The 12,203-nt window shown below is 68.2% G+C and carries 12 protein-coding genes and 1 pseudogene; all 13 read left to right on the forward strand.

Going from position 1 to position 12,203, the window contains the following annotated elements; genetic code table 11:
* Positions 1 to 31 precede the first annotated feature (31 nt).
* The 13 genes and pseudogenes from hisG (at position 32) to AC13GA_RS17860 (ending at position 12,064) form a co-directional block, all read left to right on the forward strand.
* A complete protein-coding gene (gene hisG / locus AC13GA_RS17800) occupies positions 32 to 943 on the forward strand; it encodes an ATP phosphoribosyltransferase (RefSeq protein WP_136639901.1) in 912 nt (303 codons plus the stop codon).
* Positions 940 to 2,235 (forward strand): histidinol dehydrogenase, encoded by a 1,296-nt coding sequence (gene hisD, locus AC13GA_RS17805; protein ID WP_482998671.1) that lies wholly within the window; start codon positions 940 to 942, stop codon positions 2,233 to 2,235. Before hisG ends, hisD begins: the two co-directional genes overlap by 4 nt.
* A complete protein-coding gene (gene hisC / locus AC13GA_RS17810; RefSeq protein ID WP_482998672.1) occupies positions 2,232 to 3,326 on the forward strand; it encodes a histidinol-phosphate transaminase in 1,095 nt (364 codons plus the stop codon). The genes hisD and hisC overlap by 4 nt, the downstream gene beginning before the upstream one ends.
* Positions 3,323 to 4,396, forward strand: coding sequence for a bifunctional histidinol-phosphatase/imidazoleglycerol-phosphate dehydratase HisB (gene hisB / locus AC13GA_RS17815; protein WP_482998673.1), 1,074 nt, complete (start codon positions 3,323 to 3,325; stop codon positions 4,394 to 4,396). Before hisC ends, hisB begins: the two co-directional genes overlap by 4 nt.
* Positions 4,393 to 4,995 (forward strand): imidazole glycerol phosphate synthase subunit HisH, encoded by a 603-nt coding sequence (gene hisH, locus AC13GA_RS17820; protein ID WP_482998674.1) that lies wholly within the window; start codon positions 4,393 to 4,395, stop codon positions 4,993 to 4,995. Before hisB ends, hisH begins: the two co-directional genes overlap by 4 nt.
* Positions 4,992 to 5,726: a 1-(5-phosphoribosyl)-5-[(5-phosphoribosylamino)methylideneamino]imidazole-4-carboxamide isomerase gene (gene hisA / locus AC13GA_RS17825; protein ID WP_046985960.1), complete on the forward strand. Its 735-nt coding sequence runs from the start codon at positions 4,992 to 4,994 to the stop codon at positions 5,724 to 5,726. The genes hisH and hisA overlap by 4 nt, the downstream gene beginning before the upstream one ends.
* Positions 5,720 to 6,496: an imidazole glycerol phosphate synthase subunit HisF gene (gene hisF, locus AC13GA_RS17830; protein ID WP_046985961.1), complete on the forward strand. Its 777-nt coding sequence runs from the start codon at positions 5,720 to 5,722 to the stop codon at positions 6,494 to 6,496. Before hisA ends, hisF begins: the two co-directional genes overlap by 7 nt.
* Positions 6,486 to 7,106, forward strand: a complete 621-nt coding sequence (gene hisIE / locus AC13GA_RS17835) for a bifunctional phosphoribosyl-AMP cyclohydrolase/phosphoribosyl-ATP diphosphatase HisIE (RefSeq protein ID WP_482998675.1) — start codon at positions 6,486 to 6,488, stop codon at positions 7,104 to 7,106. The genes hisF and hisIE overlap by 11 nt, the downstream gene beginning before the upstream one ends.
* A gap of 156 nt (positions 7,107 to 7,262) precedes the next feature.
* A complete protein-coding gene (locus tag AC13GA_RS17840; protein WP_482998676.1) occupies positions 7,263 to 8,852 on the forward strand; it encodes a calcineurin-like phosphoesterase C-terminal domain-containing protein in 1,590 nt (529 codons plus the stop codon).
* A 36-nt stretch (positions 8,853 to 8,888) separates the two neighbouring features.
* Positions 8,889 to 9,173: pseudogene (locus tag AC13GA_RS17845) on the forward strand (hypothetical protein).
* An 84-nt stretch (positions 9,174 to 9,257) separates the two neighbouring features.
* A complete protein-coding gene (locus AC13GA_RS17850) occupies positions 9,258 to 10,280 on the forward strand; it encodes a glucokinase (protein WP_447781343.1) in 1,023 nt (340 codons plus the stop codon).
* A gap of 51 nt (positions 10,281 to 10,331) precedes the next feature.
* The gene (locus AC13GA_RS17855; RefSeq protein ID WP_046985965.1) at positions 10,332 to 11,330 is read left to right on the forward strand and encodes a glycosylasparaginase; all 999 of its coding nucleotides are present in this window, start codon (positions 10,332 to 10,334) and stop codon (positions 11,328 to 11,330) included.
* A complete protein-coding gene (locus AC13GA_RS17860; RefSeq protein ID WP_430766580.1) occupies positions 11,327 to 12,064 on the forward strand; it encodes a copper homeostasis protein CutC in 738 nt (245 codons plus the stop codon). Before AC13GA_RS17855 ends, AC13GA_RS17860 begins: the two co-directional genes overlap by 4 nt.
* The last annotated feature ends 139 nt before the right edge of the window (positions 12,065 to 12,203 follow it).

Consider the following 12,203-nt stretch of genomic DNA (forward strand, 5'->3'; position numbering starts at 1 on the left):
GCGCCCCGTTCCAGACTTCGAGACCTCCCCCATGAGTGCAACCCAGGCAGCGCCGGCGCGAGACCGGCTGCGTATCGCCATCCAGAAGAGTGGCCGGCTGGCCGAGCCCGCCCGCAACCTGCTCAGTGCCTGTGGCCTGAGTTGGCGCGAGAGCCGCGACAAGCTGTTCTGCTACGGCGAATCGCTGCCGGTGGACCTGCTGCTGGTGCGCGACGACGACATTCCCGGTCTGATCGCCGATGGCGTCTGCGACCTCGGCATCGTCGGCCGCAACGAACTGGACGAACAGGCCGCCGCGCGTCGCCAGATCGGCCTGGCCGATACCTATCAGGCATTGCGCGGGCTGGGCTTCGGCCAGTGCCGGCTGATGCTGGCGGTGCCAGAAGAATGGCAGTGGCAGGGCCCGGCCCAGCTGGCCGGCACCCGCATCGCCACCAGCTACCCGGCCATCCTCAAGCAGTGGCTGATGGAGCAGGGCGTGGACGCGCAGGTAGTCGAACTGTCTGGCTCGGTCGAGATCGCACCGCGTCTGGGCACCGCCGACCTGATCTGCGACCTGGTCTCCAGCGGTGCCACGCTGCGCGCCAACCAGCTTACCCCGGTGCACAACCTGCTCGACAGCGAAGCCGTGCTGGCCGGTGCGGTACGCGTTCCCGATGATGCGCGCGGCGCCCTGCGCAGCATGCTGCTGCGCCGCCTGGACGGTGTGGTGCAGCGGCAGGACCGCAAGCTGCTGATGTTCCGCGCCAGCGAGGACCGCGTCGATGCGTTGTCGCAGCTGCTGGCCGATGCCGAACCGCTGGTGCGGCTGCCGGCTGATGGCGGTGCACTGCGCCTGCAGACCATGTGCCCCGGTCCGTTGAGCTGGCAGCGCATGGAGGAACTCGAGCGCGCCGGTGCGCAGGGCCTGATGGTACTGAGCGTGGAGCGATCGCTGGCATGAACCGTCTGATCTGGTCCCGACTTGATGAGGCCGCGCGCAGCGCGGCACTGACCCGCCCGGTGCAGACCGTGGCGCAGCAGACCCGTGATGCGGTGGCCGCGCTGATCGCGCAGGTACGCACGCAGGGTGACGACGCGCTGCGCGCGATCACCGCGCGCTTCGATGGCGTGGATCTGCAGGATTTCGAAGTTTCCGCAGCCGAGTTCGCAGCTGCCGATGCCGCAGTGCCGGCCGAGCTGCGCCAGGCCATGGTGGAAGCGGCCGAACGCATCACCCGCTTCCATGCGGCCGGCATGGGCCAGGGCTATACGGTGGAAACCGCGCCGGGCGTGGTCTGCGAACGCATGCTGCGCCCGATCGGCCGGGTGGGCCTGTATGTGCCGGCTGGCAGCGCGCCGCTGCCGTCCACCGCGTTGATGCTGGGCGTTCCGGCGCAGCTGGCCGGTTGCCCGCAGGTGGTGCTGTGCACGCCGCCGCGCGCCGACGGTAGCGCCGATCCGGCGGTGCTGGTGGCCGCGCGGCTGACCGGCGTGCAACGCGTGTTCAAGCTGGGTGGTGCGCAGGCGATCGCGGCGATGGCCTATGGCACCGAAAGCATCCCGGCCAGCGACAAGCTGTTCGGGCCGGGCAACAGTTTCGTCACCGAGGCCAAGCAGCAGGTGGCGCAGGACGGTGCCGCCGCCATCGACATGCCGGCCGGTCCCTCCGAAGTGCTGGTGATCGCCGACGCCGGTGCCAATCCCGCTTTCGTGGCGGCTGACCTGCTGTCGCAGGCCGAGCATGGCCCGGATTCACAGGTGCTGCTGCTGACCGATGACGCGGCGATGCTGGCCGCGGTCGAGGCCGAAGTTGAACGCCAGGTGGCCTTGCTGCCGCGGCAGGACATCGCCCGCCAGGCGCTGTCGGCATCGCAGTTGATCCAGGTGGACTCACTGACCGATGCGTTTGCGATCAGCAACCGCTACGCCCCCGAACACCTGATCCTGGCCCTGCGCGAACCGCGCGCGTGGCTGGACCAGGTGCAGGCGGCCGGTTCGGTGTTCCTCGGCGACTACACGCCGGAAGCACTGGGTGACTACTGCAGCGGCACCAACCACGTGCTGCCCACCGCTGGTGCCGCGCGCGCCTACAGTGGCGTCAGCGTGGCCAGCTTCCAGAACCTGATCAGCGTACAGAGCGCGACCGCCGCTGGCCTGGCCGCGATCGGTGGCTGCGCGCGCATCATCGCCAGCGCCGAAGGACTGGATGCACACGAACGTGCGGTGGCACTGCGCATGGAGGTGGCCGCATGAGCGCGGACATCGACGGCGTGCTGGCCCTGGTACGGCCGGACCTGCAGGCCTTTGCTGGCTACAGTTCGGCGCGCAGCAGCGCTGTGCAGGGCGAGGTGTGGCTGAACGCGAACGAATCAGCGTGGGCCAATCCGGCAGACGCCACCGGGGGCAGCCGCCGCTACCCGGAGCCGCAGCCGGCTGCGCTGCGTGATGCGCTGGCGTCGCTGTACGGCGTGCAGCCGCAACAGCTGCTGGTAGGCCGTGGCAGCGACGAGGCGATCGATCTGCTGGTCCGCGCCCTGTGCGTGCCCGGCCGCGATGGCGTGCTGGTGACGCCACCGGTATTCGGCATGTACGCAGTCTGTGCACGCTTGCAGGGTGCGCCGTTGATCGAGGTGCCGCTGATTGACGATGGTGAGGGCCTGCGCACGGACCTGGATGCGGTGATTGCCGCTGCGAAGGGGCAGGGCGCCAAGCTCGTTTTCCTGTGCGCGCCGTCCAATCCTGCCGGCAGCGATATCCCGCTGCCCGAGATCGAACGGGTGGCTCGTGCCCTGCGTGGGCAGGCGCTGGTGGTGGTGGACGAGGCCTATGTCGAGTACGCACAGCGCGCTTCGGCGACCACGTTGCTTGCCGCGCACGCCAACCTGGCGGTGCTGCGCACGTTGTCCAAGGCGCACGCACTGGCCGCCGCGCGTATCGGTACCTTGATCGCCGCGCCGGAACTGATTGCCGTGCTGCGCCGCTGCCAGGCGCCGTACCCGGTGCCGACGCCGTGCTCCGAGCTGGCCGTGCAGGCGCTGCAGCCGGCCGCGCTCGCGCGCACCGCTGAGCGGGTAGCCACGGTCATCACCGAGCGCGAGCGCCTGTACCGCGCCCTGCAGGGCCTGCCCGGCATTGGCCGGGTATACGCTTCGGCCGGCAATTACCTGCTGGTCCGCTTCGCCGATGCACAGGCCGCGTTCGATACGCTGTTGGAAGCCGGCGTGGTGGTGCGCGACCAGCGCGCTGCACCGCAGCTGGACGATGCACTGCGCATCAGTATCGGCAGCCCCGAAGAGAATGACCGCGTGCTTGCGGCCCTGTCGGCGCGGAGGGCCGCAGCATGACCCCGATCCTGTTCATCGACCGCGACGGCACCCTCATCGAGGAGCCGTCCGATTTCCAGATCGACGCCTACGAGAAGCTGCGCTTCGTGCCACAGGTCATTCCAGCGCTGCTGAAGCTGCGCGATGCCGGCTACCAGTTCGTGATCGTCACCAACCAGGACGGGCTGGGCAGCGACAGCTACCCGCGCGCCAGTTTCGATGGCCCCAACGACCTGATGCTGCATATCTTCGAAAGCCAGGGCATCACCTTCCGTGACGTGCTGATCGACTGCAGCTGGCCGCAGGACAATGCGCCCACCCGCAAGCCGGGCATCGGCCTGATGACTGCCTACCTGCAGGACCGCAGCATCGACTGGGCGCGTTCGGGCATGGTCGGCGACCGCATCACCGACCTGCAGTTCGCTGAGAATCTCAACATCCGCGGTTTCCAGCTGCGCACCGAGCAGTTCGGTGGCGAGTGGGACTGGCCGGGCATCGCCCACGCGCTGGCCGATGCGCCGCGCACCGCCGTGGTCCAGCGCAATACCAAGGAAACGAAGATCCGTGTCGAACTGGACCTGGACCGTGCCGGCGATGCGCGCATCGACACCGGGCTGCCGTTCTTCGACCACATGCTGGAACAGATCGGCAAGCACGGCGGCTTCGCGCTGGACATCCAGGCCGAGGGCGACCTGCACATCGACGAGCACCACACCATCGAAGACACCGGTCTCGCATTGGGCCAGGCGCTGCGCGAGGCGCTGGGCGACAAGCGCGGCATCGGCCGCTACGGTTTCACCCTTCCGATGGACGAGACCCTGGCCAGTGCCGCGCTGGACTTCAGTGGCCGCCCCTATTTCGTGTTCGAGGGCGAGTTCAAGCGCGAGCGGGTGGGCGACATGCCGACCGAGCTGGTTCCGCATTTCTTCCGTTCGCTATGCGACGCCAGCGGCCTGAACCTCAACCTGCAGGTGCGCGGCGACAACGACCACCACAAGGTCGAGGCCTGCTTCAAGGCACTGGCGCGGGCATTGCGCCCGGCGTTGGCCCGCCAGGGCACGGCGCTGCCCACCACCAAGGGGGCGCTGTGAGCGACGTTGCGCTGATCGATGCCGGCGGCGCCAACCTGGGTTCGGTGCTCTACGCATTGGAGCGCCTGGGTGCAACGGTGCGGTTGGTGCGTGATGCCGATGGCCTGGTCGGCGCACAGCGGGTGATCCTGCCCGGCGTCGGCGCCGCTGGTCCCGGCATGCAGCGCCTGCATGCGCAGGGTCTGGTGGAACCATTGCAGCGGCTGGAAGTGCCGTTGATGGGCATCTGCCTGGGCATGCAGCTTCTGTTCGAGCGCTCCGAAGAGGCCGGCGTAGAAGCGCTGGGACTGATTCCCGGGGTGGTGCGCAAGCTGGTGCCGGCCTGTGGCATTCGCGTACCGCACATGGGCTGGAACCGCCTGCTGCCGCTGCGCGAATCGCTGTTGCTGCAGGGCGTGCCGGAGCGCGCCAGCGCCTATTTCGTGCACAGCTATGCAGCACCGCTCAACGCCCACACGGTAGCCGCCTGCGATCACGGCGGCCTGTTCACCGCGGTGGTGGAGCAGGGGCGCTACTTCGGCGCACAGTTCCATCCCGAGCGCTCCGGCGATACCGGTTCGTTGATGCTGCGCAATTTCCTCGAGGGCACTGCTGCATGAGTTTCATCGTCTACCCCGCGCTGGATATCCGAGATGGCCGCGTGGTGCGGCTGCGCCAGGGCGACTACATGCAGGAAACCTCCTATGGTGACGATCCGCTGCCGCGCGCACAGGCCTTTGCCGCGCAGGGCGCGCAGTGGATGCACCTGGTCGACCTGGACGCCGCACGCGCCGGTGGCTACACGCTGGCACCGCTGCTGTCGTCGATCCGCGCGCAGACCACGCTGCAGGTGCAGACCGGTGGTGGCGTGCGTGGCCGTGACGATGTGGCGCGCATCCTCGATGCCGGCGCTGGCCGCGTGGTGGTCGGCTCACTGGCGGTGCGTCGCCCCGATGAAGTGGTTGGCTGGCTGGAGGAGTTCGGCGCCGAGCGCATCACCATCGCGCTGGATGCCCGTCAGGACGCGCAGGGCCAATGGCAATTGCCGGTGCATGGCTGGACCGAGAACGCCGGAGTGACCCTGGATGCCCTGGCCCAGCGTTTTGCGCGCGCCGGCATGCGCCACCTGCTGTGTACCGACATCGCCCGCGACGGCATGCTGGCCGGCCCCAACATCAGCCTCTACCAGCACCTGTCGGCGCTGCTGCCGGGCGTGGCGGTGCAGGCCTCCGGTGGTATCCGTGACGTGGCCGATGTGGCCGAAGCCCGCGCCGCCGGTTGCGGCGGTGCGATTCTCGGCAAGGCGCTGCTGGAGCAGCGCATGGACCTGGCGGAGGCGCTGGCATGTTGAGCCGCCGCATCATTCCCTGCCTGGACGTGCGCGATGGCCGCGTGGTCAAGGGCGTACGCTTCCGCGACCACGTCGATATGGGCGACATCGCCGAACTGGCACAGCGCTACCGCGACCAGGGCGCCGACGAGCTGGTGTTCTATGACATCGGCGCCAGTCCCGAGGCACGTTCGGTGGATGTGGCCTGGATCGAGCGCATCGCGCGCCTGATCGACATTCCGTTCTGCGTGGCCGGTGGCATCGACAGCGTGGAAACTGCACGTCGCGTGCTGTTCGCCGGTGCCGACAAGGTGTCGATCAACTCGCCGGCGCTGGGCCGCCCGGAGCTGATCACCGAGCTGGCAGACGAGTTCGGCGTGCAGTGCGTGGTGGTGGGGGTCGATTCGGTACGCGAGGCCGATGGCCAGTGGCGGGTGCGTCGATTCAGCGGTGACCCTGACAAGACCCAGGCGGTGCCACTGCGCACACTGGACTGGATCGTCGAAGCACAACGGCGTGGCGCAGGCGAGATCGTGCTGAACTGCATGGACAGCGATGGTGTGCGCCGTGGCTACGATGTCGCGCAGCTGCAGCAGGCGCGGGCACTGTGCCAGGTGCCGCTGATCGCCTCCGGCGGTGCCGGTGCGATGGAACACTTCGCCGAGGCCTTCGACCAGGCCGATGTCGACGGTGCGCTGGCGGCCAGTGTGTTCCACAGCGGCGCCATCGCCATTCCAGAATTGAAGCGCTACCTACGCGGACAGCAGATCGAGGTGCGGGATGTCTATTGAAGTGAAGCCATCGCTGGATGCGCTGCAGGCGCTGGACTGGGACAAGGGCGGAGGCCTGCTGCCGGCCGTTGTGCAGGACGCCGACACCCTGCAGGCGCTGATGCTGGGCTATGTCAGCGCCGAATCGCTGGCGGCTACCCTGGCGATCGGTCACATGACCTTCTTCAGCCGCAGCAAGCAGCGGTTGTGGACCAAGGGCGAGCAGTCCGGCAACGTGCTGGTGGTGCAGTCGATCAGTGTCGACTGCGATGCCGACACGCTGCTGGTGATGGCGCGCCCGGCCGGGCCGACCTGCCACACCGGCGCCGAGAGTTGTTTCGACGGGGCACCGAAGGACTTCCTGGGTGGGCTGGGCCAGCTGGTGGCGATGCGCGAGGCGCAGCGGCCGCCAGGCAGCTACACCACCAGCCTGTTCGAGGGCGGCATCCGCCGCATCGCACAGAAGGTGGGCGAGGAGGGCGTGGAGACGGCTCTGGCGGCGGTGGCACAGGACGACGAGGCGCTGCTGGGCGAGGCCTCGGACCTGCTGTATCACCTGCTGGTGCTGCTGCGCGCGCGCGGCTTGTCGCTGGATGATGCGCGGGCGGTACTGGAAATACGCCATCGTTGAGCTGCGGTAGTGCCGGCCGCTGGCCGGCAACCACCAGATGCCCGACGATCATGAGGTTGCCGGCCAGCGGCCGGCACTACCGGCAATGCGCCACCGCGTGCGCGATGTCATCAACGGAATCTACAATAGGCGGTCTTCTTTTTCCCCGGACCGCCCATGAAACTGCCTGCCACCTGGCTGTGCTGCCTGTTGCTGACCTCGCCGGCCTGGGCCGCGGATACCGTGGTCAGCGGCAAGGTCTATCTGGAGCGCGATGGCCGGCCGGGTCGCGGCGCGACCGATCCGGGCCTGGCCGGGGTGCAGGTCTCCAACGGCGAAGCCATCGTCAAGACTGCCGCCGATGGCAGCTACAGCCTGCCGGTGCGCGACGGCCAGACCGTGTTCGTGATCAAGCCCGATGCCTACGCCTTCCCGAAGGCCACCGACGGCCTGCCGTCGTTCTGGCGCCACTACCGCCCGAACGGTTCACCGGCACTGAAGTACGGTGGTATCGCCGCCACCAGCGATGTCACCCGCAACTGGGATTTCGCGCTGCAGTCGGACCGCCACGACAGCCGCCGTGGTTTCCAGATGCTGGTGTTCACCGATTCGCAGACCGCCAGCCTGAAGGACATCGGCTACTACCAGCAGTCGATCGTGGCACCGCTGGTCGGCCAGACCAGGGCGCGCATGGGCACCACCCTGGGTGACATCGTCAACGATGACCTGACTCTGTATCCGGCGATCAACAAGGTCACCACCGAACTTGGCGTGCCGTGGTTCCATGTGCCGGGCAACCACGACCTCGACTTCGATGCGGGCAGCGACGAACATTCGCTGGACAGCTGGCGCAACATCTATGGCCCGGACACCTACGCGGTGGAAGAGGGCGGTGCCAGCTTCGTGTTCCTGGACGACGTGGTCTACGACCCCAAGGCCAAGCCGAAGTACGTCGGCGGCCTGCGCGAAGACCAGTTCGCCTTCCTTGCCAGTTACCTGAAGGGCCTGCACAAGGACCGCCTGCTGGTGCTGGGCATGCACATCCCGTTGTTCGACGCCGCGCCGGGGCGCGAGACCTTCCGCCACGCCGACCGCCAGCGCCTGTTCGACCTGCTGAAGGACTTCCGCAACGTGCTGGTGCTCAGCGGCCACAGCCACACCCAGCAGCACGTATACCACGGTAAAGCCGAGGGCTGGAACGGTGACAAGCCGCTGCACGAATACAACGTCGGTGCCAACTGCGGTGCGTTCTGGTCGGGGGTGAAGGACGCCGCCGGCGTGCCGGACAGCACCATGAGCGATGGCACGCCGAAGGGTTATGCGCTGCTCGACGTGGCTGGCAATGGCAGCTACAAGCTGCAGTATCGCGTGGCCGGCCAACCGGCCAGCGAGCAGATCGGCCTGCATGCCCCCAAGGTGCTGCGCCAGGGCGCCTACCCGGCGTGGGGTGTCTACGCCAATGTCTACATGGGTGAGGATGCCAGCGTGGTCGAGTACCGCGTGGATGGCGGCGCCTGGCAGCCGATGAAGCAGGTCAGCCAGCCCGATCCGCGCCTGATGGTGGAGAACGTGGCCGACGATCTTGCAAACAACCTGCGTGGCTACGATCGCTCGCCGGAGGCCACCGCATCGCCGCACCTGTGGCGCGGCGCGTTGCCGACCGATCTGGCGGTGGGCAGCCACAAGGTTGAAGTGCGTTCGACCCAGCCCGATGGCGCGGTTTTCACCGCCACCACCAGCTACAGCCTGCAGACTGCCAAGCCCTGATCCAGGGCGCCGCTGCCCAACGCGAAAGGACCCCGCATGGATATCCGCTTCATGGCCGGCACCACGCCGGTGACGCTGAGCCGCCACTGGTTCACCGGTGCGATGCTGCTGCAGAGCGCTACCGAAAAGGTCTAGGTGCAGCATCCGCTGCACCCGGGCACCCACTTCTCGTTCTCGCTGGTACAGTCGTGGTTGCGCCACATCGCCGGCCACGAAGTGCTGGTCGAGCGCACCCGGCCACTGTTGTTTGCCGGCTTCCGCCCGCAGCGCCTGCGCGTGCTGGTGGACGGCGTGCAGGTGGCCGAACAGGAAGGCATGTAGGCCAACCTGAACCATCGGCGTGCTAGGCAAAGCCGCCCCGATGCCTGAGAATCGGGGCGATTCAATCGATCCAAGCAGGCCAGCGTGACCATCGCAGCAGCGTCCCCGGTTTCCACCGACTCCGCCCGCGGCGGTCTTCCGCGCAGTCTCGTCGTCGCCGATGTCGGCGGCACCTTCGCCCGTCTGGCCTTGGCTGCGACCCAACCCGGCCAGGCGCCGCTGCTGGGCAGCCATCGCACCTATGCCTGCGCCGAGCACCCCAGCCTGGCTGCGATCCTGGCCGATTTCACCGCTGGTCTCGGCCAGCCAGTGCAGACCGCAGTGGTGGCCATCGCCGGTCTGCTCGATGGCGATGTGCTGATCAATGCCAACCTGCCGTGGACGGTCTCGCTGTCGACCACGCGCGAACAGTCTGGCCTGCGCGAACTGCAGCTCATCAATGATTTCGAAGCGGTGGCGCTGGCGATCCCGTACCTGCAGCCGGAAACCCTGGTGCCTCTGAACGGCGGCGCCGATCCGGCGCAGGCCTTCCCGGCGCTGGTGCTGGGCGCGGGTACCGGCCTGGGCGCGGCACTGCGTTTTGCCGATGGCGAGCGCCCGGTGCTGGCCAGCGAGATCGGCCATGCCGCGCTCGGTGCCGGCAACACACTGGAGCTGCAGGTGCTGGGCAAGCTGCTGCAGCGCTGGCCGCACGTGGACAACGAACGCGTGCTGTCCGGCAGCGGCCTGATGAACCTGTATCCGTGCCTGTGCGAACTGCGCGGCGTCACCCCTGTGTGGACCAGTACCGAGGCGCTGATCGGTGCCGCGCGCAGCGGCGAGGATGCACTGGCGGTGGAAACGCTGCAGGTGTTCTGTGCCTGGCTGGGCAGCCTGGCGGGCGACGCGGCGATCGCCGTCGGCGCGCGCTCGGTGTACCTGGCCGGGGGCATTTCCGCGCATGTGCAGGATTTCCTGGCCGATGGCCGCTTCCGTGAGCGCTTCCTCAACAAGGGTGTGCTGACCGAGGTGCTGCGCCAGGTACCGGTGTGGCGGGTGGAGCACGGCCAGCTGGGCGTGCTCGGTGCAGCGGTCTGGCACGCCGCACGGCAGCCCACGCACGACTGATCGGCAGGGCCGGCATCGGGCCGGCCGTGCATTGCAGACTGGGAGGGGACGATGGTGGATCGCAGGCAGTTCCTGCAGGCCGGTGCACTGGCCGCAGGCATGGCGGCATTGCCGGGCGTGCAGGCGCGCACGCAGGGTGGGGCCAGGGTGGTTTCCACCTGGGACTTCGGCGTACCGGCCAACCAGGCCGCATGGAAGGTGCTGGCGCAGGGGGGCAGCGCACTGGATGCAGTCGAAGCCGGTGCGCGCTGGGCCGAGAGCGAGCTGTGCAACCCCACCGTCGGCCATTGCGGCAACCCGGATCGCGACGGCGTGCTGAGCCTGGACGCGAGCATCATGGACGGCGATGGTCGCTGTGGTGCGGTGGCGGCGCTGGTCGACATCCTGCATCCGGTGTCGGTCGCCCGCAAAGTGATGGAAAACAGCCCACATGTGTTGCTGGTGGGCGAGGGCGCGCAGCAGTTCGCGATGCAGCAGGGCTTCGAACGCAAGCACCTGCTGACGCCGCAGGCCGAAGCCGCCTGGCGCGAGTGGTTGAAAACCGAGAAGTACCAGCCGCAGATCAACGCCGAGCGCCGCGGCATTCCCGGCAACAGCGACAACCACGACACCATCGGCATGCTGGCACTGGACGCCAAGGGCCACCTGGCCGGTGCGTGCACCACCAGCGGCATGGCCTGGAAACTGCACGGCCGCGTCGGCGACAGCCCGATCATCGGTGCCGGCCTGTACGTCGACAACGACGTGGGTGCGGCCACCGCCTCGGGCGTGGGTGAGGAGATGATCCGCAATGCCGCTTCGTTCCTGGTGGTCGAGCTGATGCGCCAGGGACGTTCTCCCGCGCAGGCCTGCCGCGAAGCGATCGACCGCGTGGTGCGCAAGCGCCCGGAAGCGAGCAAGACACTGCAGGTGTGCTTCCTGGCCATGAACAAGCAGGGTGAGGTGGGCGCTTACGCGCTGCATCGTGGTTTCGTCTATGCAGTGTGCGATGCGCAGCGCCAGGACGATCTGCGTGATTCGCCGTCGATCTACACGAGCACCCAGGCGTGAGCACGCGGCTGACTCTGGAGATCGCCAGCAATTCGCTGGCATCGGCGCTGGCCGCGCAGGCCGGCGGCGCCGACCGCATCGAGCTGTTCGACAACCTGGCCGAGGGCGGTACCACGCCGTCGTTCGCCAGTATCGCGATCGCCCGCGAACGCCTGTCGATTCCGTTCTTCGTGCTGGTGCGGCCACGCCCGGGCGACTTCCACTACGACGGGTTGGAAACCGAGCTGATGCTGCGTGACATCGCGCAGTGCCGCGCGCTGGGCTGCGATGGCGTGGTGATCGGTGCGCTGGATGTGCAGGGCGGCATCGACGTGCCGTTGTGCCGTGAACTGGTGCAGGCTGCCGGGCCGCTGCAGGTGACCTTCCACCGCGCCTTTGATGCTGCCCGGGACCTGCCCGCCGCGCTGGAGCAGGTGATCGGGTTGGGTTGCCAGCGCGTGCTGACCTCGGGCGGTCAGGTCAGTGCCGAGGCCGGTGCCGATGTGCTGGCAGGCCTCGTTACCCAGGCAGCGGGCCGCATCACGGTGATGGCCGGCGCCGGATTGGCACCGGGCAACATCGCTACCGTGGCAAGGCAGACCGGCTGCACCGAACTGCACGCCTCGGCCAAGGGCCTGCGGCGTTCGGCCATGCAGTTCCAGAACCCGGCGCTGCGCGGCCTGGACCCGGACTGGAACCAGACCGCCACTGCCACCGTAGCCGCGCTGCGGCAGGCGCTGGACGGCGCGCAGTAACCCGCTTCTTGTGTAGAGCCGAGCCTACGCTCGGCTGCTCTTCGCGACGAACAACAGCAGCCGAGCGCAGGCTCGGCTCTTATCTCTTGCGACTCTGGCACCTTAGGTGCCGAGAGCCCGGCGCGGGCGACCGTTCGGC

The organism is Stenotrophomonas sp. 22DLJC03 (genome assembly GCF_056861405.1).